Origin of the sequence: Pseudomonas peli, from assembly GCF_900099645.1 — a bacterium.
GTDB classification, from domain to species: Bacteria; Pseudomonadota; Gammaproteobacteria; order Pseudomonadales; family Pseudomonadaceae; genus Aquipseudomonas; species Aquipseudomonas peli.
Window position 1 is genome coordinate 247,945 of the sequence record NZ_FMTL01000003.1, and the last position, 17,506, is coordinate 265,450.

The 17,506-nt window shown below is 61.3% G+C and carries 19 protein-coding genes; 8 read left to right on the forward strand and 11 right to left on the reverse strand.

What is annotated here, in order from left to right; translation table 11 throughout:
• Positions 1-111: 111 nt before the first annotated feature.
• From glnK to sutA, 4 genes are all read left to right on the forward strand, one after another.
• The gene (gene glnK / locus BLO50_RS15700; protein ID WP_021700071.1) at positions 112-450 is read left to right on the forward strand and encodes a P-II family nitrogen regulator; all 339 of its coding nucleotides are present in this window, start codon (positions 112-114) and stop codon (positions 448-450) included.
• Between the two features lie 36 nt (positions 451-486).
• Complete coding sequence (locus BLO50_RS15705) at positions 487-1,803, forward strand: ammonium transporter (protein ID WP_090254593.1); 1,317 nt, start codon at positions 487-489, stop codon at positions 1,801-1,803.
• Between the two features lie 78 nt (positions 1,804-1,881).
• Positions 1,882-3,132 (forward strand): ammonium transporter, encoded by a 1,251-nt coding sequence (locus BLO50_RS15710; RefSeq protein WP_090254595.1) that lies wholly within the window; start codon positions 1,882-1,884, stop codon positions 3,130-3,132.
• A gap of 258 nt (positions 3,133-3,390) precedes the next feature.
• Positions 3,391-3,720, forward strand: coding sequence for a transcriptional regulator SutA (gene sutA, locus BLO50_RS15715; RefSeq protein WP_090254597.1), 330 nt, complete (start codon positions 3,391-3,393; stop codon positions 3,718-3,720).
• 151 nt (positions 3,721-3,871) lie between these two features.
• Here sutA and BLO50_RS15720 read toward each other — a convergent pair whose 3' ends face one another.
• The 6 genes from BLO50_RS15720 to lptM are packed head-to-tail and all read right to left on the reverse strand — an operon-like array spanning position 3,872 to position 8,412.
• Positions 3,872-4,567 (reverse strand): HAD family hydrolase, encoded by a 696-nt coding sequence (locus BLO50_RS15720; RefSeq protein ID WP_090254599.1) that lies wholly within the window; start codon positions 4,565-4,567, stop codon positions 3,872-3,874.
• Entirely contained in the window at positions 4,564-5,460 is an 897-nt protein-coding gene (gene xerC / locus BLO50_RS15725; protein ID WP_090254600.1) for a tyrosine recombinase XerC, read from the reverse strand. Before xerC ends, BLO50_RS15720 begins: the two co-directional genes overlap by 4 nt.
• 38 nt (positions 5,461-5,498) lie before the next feature.
• Positions 5,499-6,197 carry a DUF484 family protein gene (locus BLO50_RS15730; protein WP_090254602.1) on the reverse strand — a complete coding sequence of 233 codons (699 nt, stop codon included), beginning with the start codon at positions 6,195-6,197 and terminating at the stop codon, positions 5,499-5,501.
• A complete protein-coding gene (dapF, locus tag BLO50_RS15735; RefSeq protein ID WP_090254604.1) occupies positions 6,194-7,024 on the reverse strand; it encodes a diaminopimelate epimerase in 831 nt (276 codons plus the stop codon). Before dapF ends, BLO50_RS15730 begins: the two co-directional genes overlap by 4 nt.
• A gap of 5 nt (positions 7,025-7,029) precedes the next feature.
• Positions 7,030-8,277, reverse strand: a complete 1,248-nt coding sequence (gene lysA / locus BLO50_RS15740; RefSeq protein WP_090254605.1) for a diaminopimelate decarboxylase — start codon at positions 8,275-8,277, stop codon at positions 7,030-7,032.
• A gap of 9 nt (positions 8,278-8,286) precedes the next feature.
• Entirely contained in the window at positions 8,287-8,412 is a 126-nt protein-coding gene (lptM, locus tag BLO50_RS15745) for an LPS translocon maturation chaperone LptM (RefSeq protein WP_090254607.1), read from the reverse strand.
• Between the two features lie 413 nt (positions 8,413-8,825).
• Between lptM and BLO50_RS15750 the strand changes: the two genes are divergently transcribed.
• The 4 genes from BLO50_RS15750 to rnk all read left to right on the forward strand — a co-directional run bounded on the left by BLO50_RS15750 (position 8,826) and on the right by rnk (position 10,967).
• Positions 8,826-9,866 carry an AraC family transcriptional regulator gene (locus tag BLO50_RS15750; RefSeq protein WP_090254609.1) on the forward strand — a complete coding sequence of 347 codons (1,041 nt, stop codon included), beginning with the start codon at positions 8,826-8,828 and terminating at the stop codon, positions 9,864-9,866.
• 52 nt (positions 9,867-9,918) lie between these two features.
• Positions 9,919-10,251, forward strand: a complete 333-nt coding sequence (gene cyaY / locus BLO50_RS15755; RefSeq protein WP_090254611.1) for an iron donor protein CyaY — start codon at positions 9,919-9,921, stop codon at positions 10,249-10,251.
• Positions 10,232-10,438, forward strand: a complete 207-nt coding sequence (locus BLO50_RS15760; RefSeq protein ID WP_090255163.1) for a DUF1289 domain-containing protein — start codon at positions 10,232-10,234, stop codon at positions 10,436-10,438. Before cyaY ends, BLO50_RS15760 begins: the two co-directional genes overlap by 20 nt.
• Positions 10,439-10,556: 118 nt before the next feature.
• Positions 10,557-10,967: a nucleoside diphosphate kinase regulator gene (rnk, locus tag BLO50_RS15765; protein ID WP_090254613.1), complete on the forward strand. Its 411-nt coding sequence runs from the start codon at positions 10,557-10,559 to the stop codon at positions 10,965-10,967.
• Positions 10,968-10,976: 9 nt separating this feature from the next.
• On the opposite strand, the gene BLO50_RS15770 is transcribed toward rnk, so the two are convergent.
• The 5 genes from BLO50_RS15770 to argH form a co-directional block, all read right to left on the reverse strand.
• Positions 10,977-13,832 carry a class I adenylate cyclase gene (locus BLO50_RS15770; protein WP_090254615.1) on the reverse strand — a complete coding sequence of 952 codons (2,856 nt, stop codon included), beginning with the start codon at positions 13,830-13,832 and terminating at the stop codon, positions 10,977-10,979.
• Between the two features lie 175 nt (positions 13,833-14,007).
• A complete protein-coding gene (locus tag BLO50_RS15775; RefSeq protein ID WP_090254617.1) occupies positions 14,008-14,253 on the reverse strand; it encodes a TIGR02647 family protein in 246 nt (81 codons plus the stop codon).
• 176 nt (positions 14,254-14,429) lie between these two features.
• Positions 14,430-14,699, reverse strand: coding sequence for a hypothetical protein (locus tag BLO50_RS15780; RefSeq protein WP_090254619.1), 270 nt, complete (start codon positions 14,697-14,699; stop codon positions 14,430-14,432).
• A 227-nt stretch (positions 14,700-14,926) separates the two neighbouring features.
• Entirely contained in the window at positions 14,927-15,691 is a 765-nt protein-coding gene (locus tag BLO50_RS15785) for an endo alpha-1,4 polygalactosaminidase (RefSeq protein ID WP_090254621.1), read from the reverse strand.
• Between the two features lie 202 nt (positions 15,692-15,893).
• Positions 15,894-17,288: an argininosuccinate lyase gene (argH, locus tag BLO50_RS15790; protein ID WP_090254623.1), complete on the reverse strand. Its 1,395-nt coding sequence runs from the start codon at positions 17,286-17,288 to the stop codon at positions 15,894-15,896.
• Positions 17,289-17,506 lie beyond the last annotated feature (218 nt).

The following is a 17,506-nucleotide window of genomic DNA, read 5'->3' on the forward strand; positions in this document are numbered from 1 at the left end:
GGTGCTGCTGGATCAGGGCGGCGATGCATTACAAAAGCCAGGCACTGCGCTTAGACTTGGCCCGGGTTCGCAATTCCTGGGGCATGTCCACCTTACACGGGAGAGAGTTACATGAAGCTAGTCACTGCCATCATCAAGCCGTTCAAGCTGGACGACGTCCGTGAGTCACTGTCGGAGATCGGCGTGCAGGGTATCACCGTCACTGAAGTCAAAGGCTTCGGTCGCCAGAAAGGCCATACCGAGCTGTATCGCGGTGCTGAATACGTGGTCGATTTCTTGCCAAAAGTGAAAATCGACGTGGCCATCGCTGACGATCAACTCGATCGCGTCATCGAAGCCATCACCAAAGCTGCTAACACCGGCAAGATCGGTGACGGCAAGATTTTCGTTGTAAACCTGGAACAGGCGATCCGCATCCGTACCGGCGAAACCGGCACCGACGCAGTTTAAGCCTCCGAACGAACCCCACGCCCCAGGAGTTAAACCATGACTCTGCGAAAAATCGCAGGGCTAGGAGCCCTTTTGTCCCTCGTTTTTCCAGGCCTGGCCCTGGCTGACGAGGTTGTGTTGAACAGCGGTGACACAGCATGGATGCTGACTGCCACTGCGCTGGTGCTGTTCATGACCATCCCTGGTCTGGCGCTTTTCTATGCCGGCATGGTGCGTTCGAAGAACGTCTTGTCGGTGATGATGCAGTGCTTCGCCATCACCGGCCTGATCAGTATTCTTTGGGTTGTATATGGCTACAGCTTGGCCTTCGACACCACAGGTATGGAGAAGGGCGTCACCAACTTCAACTCCTTTATCGGCGGTCTGAACAAGGCCTTCCTCAGTGGTCTGACGCCGGATAGCCTGATTGGCGCCTTCCCGGAAAGCGTGTTTATCGTCTTCCAGATGACCTTCGCCATTATCACCCCGGCCCTGATCGTCGGTGCCTTCGCCGAGCGCATGAAGTTCTCCGCGATGCTGATCTTCATGGGTGTTTGGTTCACCCTGGTTTACGCCCCGATGTGCCACATGGTCTGGTCCGGCGACGGCGCTTTCCTGTGGGATGAAGGCGTGCTGGACTTCGCCGGTGGCACCGTGGTGCACATCAACGCCGGTATCGCCGGTCTCGTGGCCTGTCTGGTGCTGGGCAAGCGCAAGGGTTATCCGACCACTCCGATGGCGCCACACAACCTGGGTTACACCCTGATCGGTGCGGCCATGCTGTGGATCGGCTGGTTCGGCTTCAACGCCGGCTCAGCTATCGCTGCCAACGGCACCGCTGGTATGGCCATGCTGGTGACTCAGATTGCAACCGCTGCTGCTGCCCTGGGCTGGATGTTCGCCGAGTGGGTCACTCATGGTAAGCCGAGTGCCCTGGGCATCGCTTCCGGTGTGGTTGCAGGCCTCGTCGCCATTACCCCGGCCGCCGGTACTGCCGGCCCGATGGGCGCACTGGTGATCGGTCTGGCGTCTGGCGTGATCTGTTTCTTCTGCGCCACCAGCCTCAAGCGCAAGCTGGGCTACGACGACTCCCTGGACGCCTTTGGCGTGCACGGTATCGGCGGCATCGTCGGCGCCATCCTCACCGGCGTGTTCGCTGCACCGGCCCTGGGCGGCTTCGGTTCGGTGGAAGACATCGGCGGCCAGGTTTGGATCCAGATCGTGGGTGTGCTGGTTACCGTGGTTTACACCGGCATCGTCACCTTCGTCATCCTCAAGGTGCTGGATCTGGTGATGGGCCTGCGGGTCAGTGAAGAAGCTGAATCGGTTGGTCTTGACCTCTCCGAGCACAACGAGCGCGGCTACAACCTGTAAGCACACGGAGCGCGCCCGGGGCCAACCCGGGCGCCTTAACCGAACAGCGCTATAAAGCGCGACGGCAAGAGGTGGACCATGGACAACACAGCATTGACTGCATTGCAGTACGGTTTTGACACGTTTTACTTTCTGGTTTGCGGTGCTCTGGTCATGTGGATGGCAGCGGGTTTTGCCATGCTCGAATCCGGCCTGGTGCGCGCCAAGAACACCACTGAAATTCTTACCAAGAACATCGCCCTGTACGCAGTGGCGAGCATCATGTACCTGGTGATCGGCTACCACATCATGTACTCCAGCCCGGAAGGCGGCATCCTGCCAAGCTTGGGTTTCCTGATTGGTGACGAAAACAGCGTTGAGTCGGTTCTGGCCGGCGGTGACGATGCCCCTTACTACTCGGCGCGTTCGGACTTCTTCTTCCAGGTGGTATTTGCCGCGACCTGTATGTCGATCGTTTCCGGTGCCGTTGCTGAGCGCATGAAGCTGTTTGCCTTCCTGGCTTTCGCCGTGGTCATGACCGGTTTCATCTACCCGGTACAGGGCTTCTGGAAATGGGGTTCGGGCTTCCTCAACGAAGCTGGCTTCCTTGACTTCGCCGGTTCCGGCGTAGTGCACTTGGCCGGCGCAACTGCTGCCCTGGCTGGCGTACTGCTGCTCGGCGCCCGTAAAGGCAAGTACGGCCCGAATGGCCAGGTCAACGCCATTCCGGGTGCCAACCTGCCGATGGCAGCGCTGGGTACTTTCATCCTGTGGATGGGCTGGTTCGGCTTCAACGGTGGCTCGCAGCTGAAGATGAGCACCATCGAAGACGCCAACGCTGTAGCCAACGTGTTTGTGAACACCAACATGGCGGCTGCCGGTGGCTTGATTGCGGCGCTGATCGTGGCGCGCATCCTGTTCGGCAAGGCTGACTTGACCATGGCCCTTAACGGTGCCCTGGCTGGCCTGGTAGCTATCACTGCCGAGCCGCTGACCCCGACTGCCCTGCAAGCAACCCTGATCGGTGGCGTTGGTGGCGTGCTGGTGGTGTTCTCGATCCTTGGTCTGGATAAACTCAAGCTCGACGATCCAGTCGGTGCCATCTCCGTTCACGGTGTGGTCGGTATCTGGGGCCTGCTGGCGGTCTGCCTGACTAACAGCGACGCCACCCTCGGTGCTCAGCTGCTGGGTATCGGCTCGATCTTCGCCTGGGTCTTCGTCTGCAGCCTGATCGTCTGGTCCATCATCAAACTGGTGATCGGCCTGCGCGTTACCGAGGAAGAAGAGTACGAAGGCGTGGACATCGCCGAATGCGGTATGGAAGCCTACCCGGAATTCACCAAGCGTTGATTTCCTAGGGTTTCAACAAGGGCGCCTTAGGGCGCCCTTTGTTTTTTCTGAATGCCCACTAAAGGTTGTGGTTTTTCAGCGTGCGCGCGGTTGTGATGGAGCGGCAACAGACCCTAGAATGCGCGCCGTTGAGCGCAGTTCGCCGACGCGCAGCGCTCAGCCCAAGGCAAGGCCACTGGAATTTTTATCAGCGACGTTAGAAAGCTGACGCAGCTGGGCTATAACTACTCTGCTTTTCGCAAGTCATGAGGTTGGAACATGAGCGACGAAGATCTGGAACACGACGAATTAGAAGGCGCTGACGAAGACGAAGGCGAGGAGCTGGCTGCCGCCGATGATGGCGACAGCAGCGATGATGGCGATGGTGATGACGAAGTAGTACCTGCCAGCAAAAGCAAAAAAGCCAAAGCCGCCGTCGACGTAGAAGAACTGCCGAGCATCGAAGCCAAGCAGAAAGAGCGTGATGCGCTGGCCCGCGCCATGGAAGAGTTCCTCTCCCGTGGTGGCAAGGTGCAGGAAGTCGAGCCGAATGTGGTCTCTGATCCGCCCAAAAAGCCGGACAGCAAGTACGGCAGCCGCCCTATCTAAGGGCCTGCTGTAAAACAAAAAGCCCGCATGCCATCCGCGTGCGGGTTTTTTTGTGCGCGATGCCTTGTTAAGGCAGGCAGATGGCTTTGTAGGGTGGATGGCGCTTTATCCATCCACCGTTCATCGTCGGCCAGCGCCGCGCGTCTGCAGCCTATGCCCAGCTGTGCAGCAGCGCCGGCAGCTCGGCCAAACTGCGGATCTCGCCATCAGGCGTAATCGCGTCGCTCCAGGTCTTACCCTGCGGGTTGAACCAAATCGCCCGCAGCCCGGCGGCCTTGGCTCCGGCGATGTCATCGCTGGGGTGATCGCCGATATGTACCGCGTGTTCGGCGGCTATCCCGGCGCGCTTGAGCGCTTCCTCGAAGGGCTTCGGATCGGGCTTACCGACTCCCAGCTCCTCGGCGCACAGGGCGAACTGGAAGTAGTCGGCCAGGCCAAGGCGGCGCACGTCGGCATTACCGTTGGTGATGACCCCGAGCTGGAAGCGATTGGCCAAGGCTTCAAGGGTTGGATGCACCTCGGCAAACAGTTCGACCTGATGGCGCGCGGCGAGAAATACCTGAAAGCCCGCTTCGGCCAGCGCCTGCGCATCCGAGTTTGCATAGCCAGCGTCTGTTAGGGCATGCAGCAGAATGCGCCGGCGCAGTTCGCTGAGGCGATGCTTGAGCATCGGCTCGGCCTGCAGCAAGGTGGCGCGAATCGACCACAGATGCTCCACCGGCACCGCGCCCAGGCGCGGCGCATGCATCGCCAGCCAGTTGCGCAGCGCCGCTTCGGCGTCCTGCATCACTGGGGTGACATCCCACAGAGTGTCGTCGAGGTCGAAAGTGATCAGCTGAATGCTCATTCTGTGTTGCCTTTGCGTTTAGCCCTTGGGTGGGCCTGGTCATAAACAGTGGCCAGGTGCTGGAAATCCAGGTGGGTATAAACCTGGGTGGTGGCGATGTCGGCATGGCCGAGCAGCTCCTGCACAGCGCGCAGGTCCTGGGATGATTCGAGCATATGGCTGGCGAAGCTGTGGCGCAGCATATGCGGGTGCAGGTGCTGGCCCAGCTCACGCACACCGGCCTGGCGCACGCGCAGTTGCACCGCGCGAGGACCGATGCGCCGACCCTGCTGGCTGATAAAAACCGCGCCGTCGCTCGGGTTCGCCAGCGCCCGGAGTGGCAGCCACTGCTGCATCGCTTCACGTGCCATGCGCCCAAGCGGCAGCTCGCGGGTCTTGTTGCCCTTGCCGATAACCCTTACCAATCCGGCGGGCAGGTCGAGGCCGTCGAGGTTGAGGCTCACCAGCTCCGACAGACGCAAGCCTGACGAGTAGAACAGCTCCAGCATGGCCTGATCGCGGCGGGCGATAAAGTCATCTTCCAAGGCGCCGTCGAGCAGTTGTGCGGTGCGGTCAGCGTCCAGGGTCTTTGGCAAGCGGCGCTCGCCCTTGGGCGGCGTCAGCCCGCTGGCTGGATCGCTGTCGCAGTGGCCTTCACGAATCAGGTAACGATAGAGGCCACGGGTGGCCGAGAGCAGGCGCGCCAGGCTGCGGCTGGACTGGCCCTGCATGTGCAGGCGACCGACCATGCGGCGTAGGCGTGGGGTATCGAGCGCACGCCAGCTGTCTATCTGCTCTTGGGTGCAGAGCGCCAACAGCGTACTGAGGTCGTGGCGATAGCCAATCAGGGTGTGCGGGGATAGCTGACGTTCGCTGCGCAGGTGTTCAAGGTAGGCGTCCAAGAGGTCTTGCATGGAAGCTCCCTGCGGTGCGGTCGGTGCAATGTTTAGCGCTAGCGCACCGAGCGCAAAGGTGTGGCAAAGCCTGGAGCGACGCGAGCCAGTACTTCGGCGATGTAACCGAGGAACAGCGTGCCCAGCGAGCTTTTGTAATGCTGCGGATCGGCGCTGCCAATCGCCAGCACACCATGCAGGCCCTGATGGCTGATGCTGACCACCGCCGCTGAGCCCACCTGGGCACCGTCTTCGTTGCCGAACAGGAAGTTCAGCTCATGCTCGCGCAGCACACCGCAAATGGTTTTGCCACCAGCCAGCAGGCCGCCGATGGCTTGATGCGCTTCAGCGCTGCTGACTGAACGTCCGACCGGTATGGGCGTATCGCTGAACAGAATCAAGCTGACAAAAGGCACCTGAAACTCGCGGCGCAGGCTGTCTTCGACGCAACTGACCACTTCTTCCAGGCTGTTGGCATCGAGCAGGTCGAGCACCAGGCGGCGGGTCTTGTCGAACAAACGATCGTTGTCGCGGGCCACGTCCATCAGTTGCGAGAGGCGGTGGCGCATTTCGATATTGCGCTCGCGCAGCAGTTTCACCTGGCGCTCGACCAACGATACGGTATCGCCGCGCTGGTGCGGAATGCGCAGCTCGGGGATCAACTCGTCGTGGTCGATAAAGAATTCCGGATGCAGACGCAGATAAGCGGCAACCGTGTCCGAATCCAGTGGCTTGGGTGAATCCTGCTTGTCGGTCATAGGCGAACCTGTCCTTCGTACACACGTACTGCGGGTCCGGTCATCATAACGGGCTGGCCAGGACCTGCCCACTCGATGCTCAGTTTGCCGCCGGGCAGTTCGATCTGCACCGGTGAGTCCATCCAGCCCTGGCTGATTGCCGCCACTGCCGCTGCGCAGGCGCCGGTACCGCAGGCCTGGGTTTCCCCGGCGCCACGTTCCCAGACGCGCAGCTTGGCGCGTTGGCGGTCGACCACTTGCAGGAAACCGACGTTCACCCGCTGCGGAAAGCGCGAATGGTGTTCGAGTTTTGCCCCCAGGCTATGCACCGGTGCGTTATCGACGTTGTCGACGCGCAGCACGGCATGCGGGTTGCCCATGGATACGGCAGCCAGCTCAACGGTCTGACCGTCGACGGCCACGCTGTAGCTCAGTGCTTGCTGTTCGGCCTGGAACGGGATCTCGGCTGGCACCAGGCGCGGTGCGCCCATGTTGACACTGATCTGCCCGTCGTTGCGCACGTCCAGTTCGATGATGCCGCCCTTGGTTTCCACGCGCATCTGCTTCTTCACCGTCAGGCGCTTGTCCAGCACGAAGCGGGCGAAGCAGCGCGCACCGTTACCGCACTGCTCCACTTCCGAGCCGTCGGCATTGAAAATGCGGTAGCGGAAATCCACGTCCGGGTTGCTTGGCGGCTCGACCAGCAATAGCTGATCGAAGCCCACGCCGGTGTGGCGGTCGCCCCACTGCTTGGCGTTTTTCGGCTGAATATGCGCGTGCTGGCTGACCAGGTCGAGGACCATAAAGTCATTGCCGAGGCCGTGCATCTTGGTAAAGCGCAATAACATCGCCACTACTCCGGCAGGCGGCTTTCGCCCGCAAAGAGTTCGCTGAGCGTCTCACGGCGACGCACTTCGAAGGCCTGATCACCATCCACCATCACCTCGGCGGCGCGGCCGCGGGTGTTGTAGTTGGAGCTCATGACAAAACCGTAGGCACCGGCCGAGCGCACGGCCAGCAGGTCGCCTTCGGCCAGTGCCAGCTGGCGATCCTTGGCGAGGAAATCGCCGGTCTCGCAGATCGGCCCGACGATGTCGTAGTTGCGCGTCGCGCCATCGCGTGGCTGCACGGCCACCACCTCCATCCAGGCCTGGTACAGGGCCGGGCGGATCAGGTCGTTCATCGCCGCATCGACGATGGCGAAGTCCTTGTGCTCGGTGTGCTTGAGGTACTCGACCTGGGTCAGCAGCACGCCAGCGTTGGCGACGATCGAACGGCCCGGCTCGAACACCAGTGCCAGGTCGCGGCCAGCAATGCGTTCACGTACGGCCTTGATGTAATCACCAGCCAGTGGCGGCTGCTCGTCGCGGTACTGCACGCCGAGACCGCCACCCAGGTCCAGGTGCTTGATGCGGATGCCGTCTGCGGCGAGTTGATCGATCAGCGCGAGCAAACGGTCGAGGGCATCGAGAAACGGCGGCAACGTGGTCAGCTGCGAGCCGATATGGCAATCGACACCAACGACCTGCAGGTTCGGCAGCGCAGCGGCGCGGGCGTAAACGGCCGGGGCCTGCTCGATATCGATGCCGAATTTGTTTTCTTTAAGGCCTGTGGAGATATACGGGTGGGTGCCGGCGTCGACGTCCGGGTTGACCCGCAGCGAGATCGCCGCCGTCTTGCCCAGCTCGGCGGCAACCAGTTGCAGGCGCTCCAGCTCGTCAGTGGATTCGACGTTGAAGCAGTGCACGCCGACTTCCAGAGCGCGGCGCATGTCGTCACAACTCTTGCCAACGCCGGAGAAGACGATCTTGCTCGGCTCGCCACCGGCGCTGAGTACGCGTTCCAGCTCGCCACGGGAGACGATGTCGAAACCGGCACCTAGGCGCGCCAGGACATTCAGCACGCCGATATTAGAGTTGGCTTTCACCGCAAAACACACCAGGTGCGGCATGCCCTGCAGGGCATCGGCATAGGCGCGGTACTGCGCTTCGATGTGCGCACGCGAGTAAACGTAGGTCGGCGTACCGAAGCGTTGGGCGATGGCGGACAACGCCACGCCTTCCGCGAACAGCGCACCGTCGCGGTAGTTGAAGGCGTTCATGAGCTGTCCTTATTCGGTTTGCGCAGGCGCTGGCTGGCTTTCTTCCGGCAGGTACAGCGGGCCTTTCTGGCCGCAGCCAGCGAGCAGGGCGCTGACGGCAAGCATCGCGATAAAGGCAGTAAATAACCGCTTCATGGTGGAATCCTTGTAATAAAGCATGATTGCGCCGGAGTATACCGACCCCCCGGCGCCTTGCCTATGCGCCGGGGTTCCCGTCGGGCGGGGCTTTGCCTGTATCTTTGGCGCTAGGGTCTGTTCCCATTTCGTCACGAGCCGCGTTGCCACGAAAAATCTCGCCAGGCTAGGCGGAGGACGTAGGTAATGGTGTTCCCTTGCCAAGTCCTCCAACACCGCATGGCGAGATTTTTCGCGCAACCCGAAGGGCCGGGCTAGTTTTAGCGCGATACTGCGTTTCTCGACACTCATTTGGAACAACCAAACTTCGTGTCTCGTGCCTTGCCTCGCGCTAAAACAGGCTTCGGCGCGGCCGCGAACGAAACGGGAACAGACCCTCGCTTTGCACCCATCGCCAGCGATCAGGAGACTGGATGGACAACCCCGTACCCACGAGCAGCTCGGTTTCCGTTGCCTACCTGCAAGGTTTGCTCGATTACCTGGCGCGCCAGGGTGTCGACAGCGCTGAGCTGCTGGAACGGGTGCAGCTCAGCCCGCAGATCCTCGCTCAGCGAGATCAGCGCATTGCCGCCAGCACTTATCTAGAGCTGCTCGGCCATGGCGTGCGGTTGACCGGTGATGAGCAACTGGGCCTGCACCTGGGTGAGGCGGTGCGTCCCGGTTATTACGGCGTGTTGGGTTATCTGATCATGAGCTGCGCGACCCTTGCCGACGCGTTGCATCGCCAAGCGCGCTATGCCGCGCTGGTCGGTAACCTGGGCCAGGTTGATCTTGCCGATGAGCCGCCGCGCGCAGGGCTGGAGCCGCAGGTGGCGCACAGTTGGCAGCCGTTGTTGCCGCAACAGAAACGTCAGCTCAGCGAAGAAACTCTGGCCGGTTGGGTAACCTTCGGCCACTGGATCAGTGGCCTGGATATTCCGCCGACCGAGGTACGCTTCCAGCATTCGGCCCCGGCGGATAGCTCCGAGTACCAGCGAATTTTCCGCTGCCCGGTGCTGTTCGATCAGGCCGATAACGCCCTGGTATTCCCTAAGCGCCTGCTCGCCACGCCCCTCGGTCAGGCCGATGCGCAGGTGCGCTTGATGCTCGATGCCTATGCTGATCGCCTGCTTGGCGAGATCCAGCAGGGCCATAGCGTGCTTGATCGCGCGCGCCTGGAATTGTCCCGCCAGCTGCCGGAAGTGGGCGCCGACCTGCAGCAAATCGCCGCGCGTTTGGCGCTCAGTCCGCGTACCCTGCAGCGGCGTTTGCGCGAAGCCGGGTTATCCTTCAACCAGTTGGTGGATGAAACCCGTCAGCAACTGGTGTTGCATTACCTGCGCGACCCGGCGCTGGAACTGGCAGAAATCGCCTTCCTGGTTGGCTTCAGTGAGCCTGGCTCGCTGGCCCGCGCGTTTCGCCGTTGGACCGGGCAAAGCCCAGGCGAATATCGCCGTAGCTTGAAAGACCATTAATCACCGCAGCCCAAGACTTTTGCAGTCGCTGAATTTTTTGAGGTAAGTCGCAATGAGTTTGACCGAAGCCCGCTTTCACGATCTGGTCGATGCCACCCAGCAGGCGGTGGAAGATATCTTCGATGACAGCGACCTGGACCTCGACTTGGAAAACTCCGCTGGGGTGCTGACTGTGCGTTTTGAAAACGGCACTCAGCTGATCTTCAGCCGCCAGGAGCCGCTGCGTCAGCTCTGGCTGGCGGCGCGTTCGGGCGGCTTCCACTTCGATTACGACCAGGCCAGCGAGCGTTGGATCTGCGATAGCAGCGACGAGCAGCTGGGCGAAATGCTGGCGCGTATCACCCTGGAACAATCCGGTGCCGACCTTGAGTTCGAAGAACTCTGACGGCGCGGGCCAGGAGGTCGCCTCGCCCTGCCGTCGCCAGTGTTGTCTGGATGATCAGGATATTTGCCTGGGCTGTGGCCGTACGCTGCAGGAGATTCTCGACTGGGGCAAAGCCGATATGGCGGGCAAACGCAGCATCTGCGCGGCTGCTGAATCGCGCTTGCAACAGCGTAGCGCGGCACCTTGACCGGGCGGTCTTGTTTATTTGACTAGCTGTGGTACGGTCAGCTCAAACCTAGCAAAACCCCGTCTTAGTGATGGGGTTTTGCTTTTTTCACGATCCGTAAAGGGGACATACCCGCACCATGACCAGCGCACCTTCGCTCACCATCACCCGTCTTGACCTGCAGCGCCTGGAGCATCTGCTCGACAGCCTGGACGACTTCGGCCCCAGTGCCATCGCGTTGCAGGCCGAACTGGACCGCGCCGATGTGGTTGGCCATGACGAGGTGCCGGCCGGGGTGGTGACCATGAATTCGCGGGTGCATTGCCGTGAGGAAAGCAGCGGCAAGGATTACCACCTGACCCTGGTTTACCCGCAGGACGCCGGCGGCGAAGGCTGTGTGTCGGTGCTGGCGCCGGTCGGCACGGCCCTGCTGGGGCTGTCCGTGGGGCAGCATATCGACTGGGCCGCGCCCGGCGGCAAAGTGCTCAAACTGACCCTGCTGGCGGTGGAATATCAGCCGGAAGCGGCGGGTGAATACAGTCGCGCTTGAGTAGGCCGGTCAGGCCTTTTGCAGGGCTTGATTCAGCGCCGCCTCCAGGCGGATCTTGTAGCGCAGGTAATGCACGCTCTGCATGTGCCCTTCGCCCAGCACTGCCGACAGATCAAGGTCGGTGATGTAGCAGGGGTAGCGCGCACCATCACGGCGCTGCGCAAGGATGTGCTGAGCCACGGCGGCGTATAGGTCGCCAGCGTACTCCAGCTCGGAAAATTCGCGGTGATTACAGTACAGGGTGACGTGTGAGCGCTTGCCATCGCCAGGCTCGACGATGGCCTGTACGTCATAGAATGGGTGGCTGATCGGTGACAGTGGCGGCGGCCGGCGCTCCAAACGCTGTGCGCGCAAAGGCGCGTCCGGTAGCACCTGGTAATACAGCACTTCCAGCGGCTGGTGCGCCGGCAGGTTATCCAGCGGCAGCAAGGCGTTGCGCCGGTACAGCACCGATTGCAGAAAACGTTGCAGCGGGGTCAGCAGGCTCTGCTCATCGCGGAACGGCATCTGCTGGCACCAAAGGGCGTTGTGCTCATCAAGCACGCTCAGTTCAGCCGTGGCGCTGGCTTCATTCAACCGGTAGAACACTTGAATGCACTGCGGCCGACCCACGGGGAGAATCAGCGCCAGGTCTTCCCCTTCCAGAGCGCTGCGGTCCAGGTGCAGTTCGCTGTAGCCGGGCAGCTCCTCACCCAGGTGCTCGATCAGGGTGGGTAGGTCTTTCAGGCTGGTGTGGCTGACATGGCCAGGCTTCAATTCAAGCAGGTGATACTGCTGTTTGATCTGCAGCAGGTAGCGGTTGGCCTGATCGCTGCTGAAGCTCCCCAGGGTTTCGCGGAACAGCTCTTCCACCCGCTCGGCAATCGCCGTGGCGCGGTTGCGGCAGAAACAGCGTACGCGTAGGTTCGGCTTCCTGCCGCGGGTGGGCAGGGCGTTGAGGAAGTCGCGTAGGCAGTCGAGCAGCGCATGTGGGCCGTCATAGCGGGTCACCAGCAGCTCGTTCCAGCTGTTCAGGGTGACCTGGTCGATGGTCAGAATCAGGTTCTCGCGTACCCCGGAGTAGCCCAGCGCATCAGTGCGCTCGGTGGTCATGTGCATGTTCATCTGGCTGAACTGCTTGAGCGGGTCGATGCCGACGTTGACCAACAGCAGCACCTCGCCGGGTACGCTGGCGCTGAGCAGCGCGGCTTCATCGACTGCCGGCAGAGGCAGCGGCACCACCTGCTGCAGGCTGTTGAGCAGGTTGGACAGCTCGTACTCGGTCAGGTCGCTGGCGCCTGGGTGCAAGGATAACCGTGTGCTGTTGTCGATCACCCCATTGCGTTGGCACCAGGCGAGCAGTTCAACCAGCTCGCGCGAGCGTTTGAGCGGTGAAAAGTCTTCCAGGTCTTGAGCGTTGACGCTGCCGCTGTAGAGCGCCCAGAGGGTTTCATTGGGCTCATCCGGGCTGGGGTTCTGCGCCAGGGTCAGGGTGTCTTCGGCGAGGTCCGGGGCAATGCCCGGGTTGATAAATTCGATCTTGCCGGCCTTGCGCTCGAAGGCGGCATACAGGCGGCGGCCGAGGATGCCTAAATCGCGGCTGTTGAGCGAGCTGCCGGCGTGTTCGCTGCGGGCGAATTCCGAGAGAAAGCGGTAGCTGTAGGTCAGCTCGTTGACCAGCATGCGCCGCTCGGCACTGACCTGGCGCACCTTCCACTGGCTGCGGCTGTCGAGCATCGCCAGTTGGCGGCTATCCCAGTTCCAGTCGCGGGTCAGACGCTCCAGCAGCAGGCGTTGCCAGCTTTTGCGGTTGTTGCGCGGTGGGCGGCTGAGCTTCTTGTCGACCTTGAGGTACAGGCAGCGGCGGATCAACTCCAGGCGCTCATGCTCGCCACGGGCCTTGAGGTATTCCTCCAGGCGCCGGTAGACCACGATATAGGGGTCTAGCTCATCGACATCCAGGCGATTGGCGAATACCGCCTGCTTGAAGCGCAGCGACAGGCACTCGACCTTGGGGTGTTCACTGGCGTAAACCTCAGTCAGCAGCAGCTTGAGCACCGACTTGTATGGCGACTCGATGCCCTTGAACAATTGCCACATGCCGGCGCCGATAAATTCTTCCGGCGGAATGCGCGCCAGGTGGCCGAGGTCGAGCACGTCCTCGGCGCGGATAAAACGCTTGGCCAGCAGGGTGCTCGTGTAGTGCTGATAGCGCTGCTCTTCATACACCGGCACCAGCCACCACAGCGGCGTGCGCCCGCCTAGCCAGATGGCGGTGCGGTAGAACTCGTCGAGCAGCAAGTAATGTTGGGTGGTGCCGCAGTCGTCCGAGGTCAGTTGTGCCTCGCGTTCGCCCTGGGTGAAACGCGCGGGATCAATCAGGAAGAAATGCGCTTCGGCGCCGAAGGTGGCCGCCCAGCTTTCCAGTAGCGCGCACTTCTTGTTCAACTCATGCAGCTGTTGCTGGCTCAGGTCGCTGGCGTGGCATACCCACAGGTCCATGTCGCTTTGCTCAGCCTGAGCCACGGTGCCCAGACTGCCCATCAAAAATAGGCCGTGGATTGGCAGTGTCTGTTTGCCGCGGTAGGGCTTGTAGGCGAACGAGCGGGTCAAGCGCTGCGCCTCGGACAACAGTTCGTCATCCGGTTCAAAGCCGCTGAGGCCGGCTGGGGTCAGGCCGGACACGTAGCCCGGCAGCAACGGGTGATTGACGTGGAACAGCAGTGGTAACAGCTTCAGCACCAGTTGCTGGCGCGTCGACAACGCCTGCATGGCCCGTTGCAGGCGGCCCTGGTTGAGTTTGAGGAAGCGCGCACGCAGCTGCGTCAGTACCTTGCGGTCGATACCGTCTTCAATGTCTGGGCGAATTTCCTCGGTACGGCTCATGCTCAGGCTCTGCAGGGCGGTGCGTGATCATGCCTGGCCAGGCGGCTGGCGGACGGCGGCGGATACAGGGTTATCGCCTGCGTCACGGGCAGCTTGAGAAAGCCGTTGCGACGCAGGCTGGGTTGTCTTAGAAGCCGTTTCGGTTGGGCCAGTGGGCGAGGTCTTCAGGTGCTTCTTAGGCCGCTTCAGTCACATTGAGAATGGTCAGCAGAACTTGCGCGTGTTCGGCGGCGTCGAGCCCCAGGCTGGTCAGATAACCGCCGTCTGGCTGGTTGATCAGGCCTTTGTCATGCAGGCGTTGGGCAGCGGCAATCGCCGAGGGGGTGGCAGTGTGGTGAACCTTGATTCCTTCCTGAGTGGTGCCCAGGTTAAACAGCGCGAGGATTTCCAGTTCGGCAATCAGTTCAGGGGTAAAGGCCATAAGTACTCCAGCTTCTTGTTTTAGTGAGCTGCGGCCGGCGGCTGCAGCACCCGCTGCGGTAAATCGGCTGAAACAATAGGCAGCCTGCGAAGCAGTGTAGTGAAGCACCAGGCAGTCTGCTGTGACCTGATGCTGCCAGAAGTTGGCGTGCTGTGGGGTAAATTTTTCGGCGCTGATTACGGTGCCTGTTCGGGCAACTCGGGCAGGGCGCGCAGGCCTTGCTCATAGCGGGCGAGATCGAAGGGGCGGTCATCGCGCAGCATGACGTCGATTTCATCGGCCAGCACCAGGGCCATCAGCTCGATAATCTCGTCGCGCTCGTAACCGACCAGACTCAGCTTGTTCAGCACAGCCTGGACGAAGGCCGGTTCGCCGGCTTCCAACTGGTTTTCGATGGCCTGGATCAGGGTGTCCTGGGCAAAATCTTCGTCGTCTTGCTCGCTCATGCGCGGCTCCTTGGTGGGGCCTACAGTGTGCCATGTGTGGGCGTAAAGGCGAGTGACCGGGTGCAGGCAGAGCAGGTATGAATTGCTTTTGCGGGCGGTCATCGCCAGCGTCAAGGCTGATATTCGGGGGCACGCACATTCAGCGGGGTGGGTTGCGGTGATCGTGTGATCACCGCATATGGGAGTGCGACGCTAGCTGTCGGTACGCCGTTTTTCGCGGGGGACTATTACTTGCAGGGTAAGCCCACGGCGTTCAAGGCGCGCTTGAAGAACTGCAATTGGTAACCAGAGGCGGAAGCTTTGCTGCACATGTTGCTGTTGTAAGAGCGGTATTCCGCGATGAAAACAGCTTTGCCCTGCTGCCTGAATAAACGGTACGCCTCGCACTCCTTGTAGGCATAGCAACTTTCGTTGAGGGCAAAGTCAAAGTCATCGACCAGGGCGGGGATCAACTCGACTGCATTTTTCAATGCAATTGCCAGGTTATGCTCATGCGCTTGCTGGCTTAACCAGCGGTTGTAGTCGATCTGGTTTGCCTCACTCAACCCCAGGCCATTGCCGTTGCTGTAGCCGTCCACATTGTCCGGTTCGACAGCATCACAACCTTTTTCGGCCGCCAAACGTATGCGTTTGGCCATGAGTGTGCGAACAGCGGGGTGGCGGATATCCAGCCAGCGTTCGCCCGGCCAGCCGTCCAGTTGTGCACCCAGTGCTTCTTTAGGGTATTGGGCGGCATCACTGCGCCAGTCTTCCCAGCTACCCGCGCTGAAATAGCAGACCACGATACGGCCCTGGCCTTTCAGGTTGGTGATGGTGGTCGTTGAGGTGTCGAACAGGTCAATGTCGTAGACCTGGCGCTCGGGGATTTTCAGTTTGCCGCTGAGTTGCCAGTGCCAGCTTGCCTGGCTGGGAATAACGATGGGTGTAGCGCTGACACAGGCGGCGAGGGTGAGCGTGCCGATGCTTGCGAGTAAGCGTTGGAAGATTTTCATGGCTTTCTCCAGTGCGCAGACGAGTGTCTGGCGGCGTGGAGGAAAGTATTTGGCCTGCAGGAAAGAGTACGCCAGCGGCCGGCGGCGGGTTTGTTCGCATTTTGCAGGGCTGTTTGCAAATTGACGCTGTTTTTTTGGCATTGTCAGTTCAGGTCTTATGCCGGCAGCGAATAAGGGCGCGACGGGGTCGCGCCCGTAGGGTTTAGCGCAAGGCGAGTAGGGCCTGGCCGCGCGCCACCGCTGCTCTTACCTGATTCGGTGCGGTGCCGCCGATATGGTCGCGAGCATTGACCGAGCCTTCCAGGGTCAGCACGGCAAACACGTCCTGTTCGATCTGTTCGCTGAACTGGCGCAGTTCTTCCAGGCTCATCTCGGCCAGATCCTTGCCGGACTCGACACCGTACTTCACCGCATGACCGACGATTTCGTGGCAATCGCGGAACGGCAGACCCTTGCGCACCAGGTAGTCGGCCAGATCAGTGGCGGTGGAGAAGCCGCGCAGCGCCGCTTCACGCATGATTGCATGCTTGGGCTTGATCGCCGGGATCATGTCGGCAAAGGCGCGCAGCGAGTCGCGCAAGGTGTCGGCGGCGTCGAACAGCGGTTCTTTGTCTTCCTGGTTGTCCTTGTTGTAGGCCAGCGGCTGGCCTTTCATCAGGGTCAGCAGGCCCATCAGCGCGCCGAATACCCGGCCAGTCTTGCCGCGCACCAGCTCGGGTACGTCGGGGTTTTTCTTTTGCGGCATGATCGAGCTGCCCGTGCAGAAGCGATCCGGCAGGTCGATAAATTGGAACTGCGCACTGGTCCACAGCACCAGCTCTTCGGAGAAACGCGACAGGTGCATCATGGCAATCGAGGCGGCGGCGCAGAATTCGATGGCGAAATCGCGATCCGACACGCCATCCAGCGAGTTGCCGCCAACGGCGTCGAAACCCAACAACTGCGCGGTGACTTCGCGCTGAATCGGGTAGGTGGTGCCGGCCAGCGCCGCCGAGCCCAACGGCATGCGGTTGGTGCGCTTGCGGCAATCGACCAGGCGCTCGTAGTCGCGGCTGAGCATTTCGAACCAGGCCAACAGGTGGTGGCCGAAGGTCACTGGCTGAGCGGTTTGCAGGTGGGTGAAGCCCGGCATGATGGTCTCGGCTTCACGCTCGGCCTGCTCCAGCAAGCCCTGCTGCAGGCGGGTGATCTCGGCCAGGATCAGGTCGATCTCGTCGCGCAGCCACAGGCGGATATCGGTAGCCACCTGGTCGTTGCGGCTACGGCCGGTGTGCAGCTTCTTGCCGGTGACACCGATGCGGTCGGTCAGGCGCGCTTCGATGTTCATGTGCACGTCTTCCAGGTCGACGCGCCAGTCGAACTGGCCGGCTTCGATCTCGCTCTGAATCTGCGTTAGGCCGTCGACGATGGCGTCGCGCTCGGCATCATTCAGCACGCCGACCTTGGCCAGCATGGTGGCGTGGGCGATGGAACCCATGATGTCGTGGCGATACAGGCGCTTGTCGAATTCGACGGAGGCGGTAAAGCGGGCAACAAAGGCATCGACGGGCTCGCTGAAGCGGCCGCCCCAGGATTGGTTGGTTTTTTCAGTGCTCATGGGCTTCGCTCGGCTGGTGCGCTAAAACGGGCTGGCCGCGCTGGGGCGACCGGCAAGACGGAAAAGTGCGCCGATAATAACAGGCTGGCCGGCAAATTCGCCGCGTCGCTTTGTCGGTGGGCGCAGCTAGGCTGCACTAGGGCAATGTTGCGCCGTTCACAGTTTTATCGCGGCGGGCGCATTTCGGTGCTTTATTTTGCCCGGTCGCAGCTGTCTAT

Bases quoted from the DNA above. Each gene is read 5' to 3' on its own strand.
- BLO50_RS15720 (WP_090254599.1), bottom strand. From the start codon at position 4,567: ATGAGCATTCAGCTGATCACTTTCGACCTCGACGACACTCTGTGGGAT.
- rnk (WP_090254613.1), top strand. From the start codon at position 10,557: ATGACCAGCGCACCTTCGCTCACCATCACCCGTCTTGACCTGCAGCGC.
- BLO50_RS15730 (WP_090254602.1), bottom strand. From the start codon at position 6,197: ATGACCGACAAGCAGGATTCACCCAAGCCACTGGATTCGGACACGGTT.
- BLO50_RS15705 (WP_090254593.1), top strand. From the start codon at position 487: ATGACTCTGCGAAAAATCGCAGGGCTAGGAGCCCTTTTGTCCCTCGTT.
- sutA (WP_090254597.1), top strand. From the start codon at position 3,391: ATGAGCGACGAAGATCTGGAACACGACGAATTAGAAGGCGCTGACGAA.
- BLO50_RS15750 (WP_090254609.1), top strand. From the start codon at position 8,826: ATGGACAACCCCGTACCCACGAGCAGCTCGGTTTCCGTTGCCTACCTG.
- lptM (WP_090254607.1), bottom strand. From the start codon at position 8,412: ATGAAGCGGTTATTTACTGCCTTTATCGCGATGCTTGCCGTCAGCGCC.
- xerC (WP_090254600.1), bottom strand. From the start codon at position 5,460: ATGCAAGACCTCTTGGACGCCTACCTTGAACACCTGCGCAGCGAACGT.
- dapF (WP_090254604.1), bottom strand. From the start codon at position 7,024: ATGTTATTGCGCTTTACCAAGATGCACGGCCTCGGCAATGACTTTATG.
- BLO50_RS15780 (WP_090254619.1), bottom strand. From the start codon at position 14,699: ATGAGCGAGCAAGACGACGAAGATTTTGCCCAGGACACCCTGATCCAG.
- BLO50_RS15785 (WP_090254621.1), bottom strand. From the start codon at position 15,691: ATGAAAATCTTCCAACGCTTACTCGCAAGCATCGGCACGCTCACCCTC.
- BLO50_RS15770 (WP_090254615.1), bottom strand. From the start codon at position 13,832: ATGAGCCGTACCGAGGAAATTCGCCCAGACATTGAAGACGGTATCGAC.
- argH (WP_090254623.1), bottom strand. From the start codon at position 17,288: ATGAGCACTGAAAAAACCAACCAATCCTGGGGCGGCCGCTTCAGCGAG.
- lysA (WP_090254605.1), bottom strand. From the start codon at position 8,277: ATGAACGCCTTCAACTACCGCGACGGTGCGCTGTTCGCGGAAGGCGTG.
- glnK (WP_021700071.1), top strand. From the start codon at position 112: ATGAAGCTAGTCACTGCCATCATCAAGCCGTTCAAGCTGGACGACGTC.
- cyaY (WP_090254611.1), top strand. From the start codon at position 9,919: ATGAGTTTGACCGAAGCCCGCTTTCACGATCTGGTCGATGCCACCCAG.
- BLO50_RS15710 (WP_090254595.1), top strand. From the start codon at position 1,882: ATGGACAACACAGCATTGACTGCATTGCAGTACGGTTTTGACACGTTT.
- BLO50_RS15775 (WP_090254617.1), bottom strand. From the start codon at position 14,253: ATGGCCTTTACCCCTGAACTGATTGCCGAACTGGAAATCCTCGCGCTG.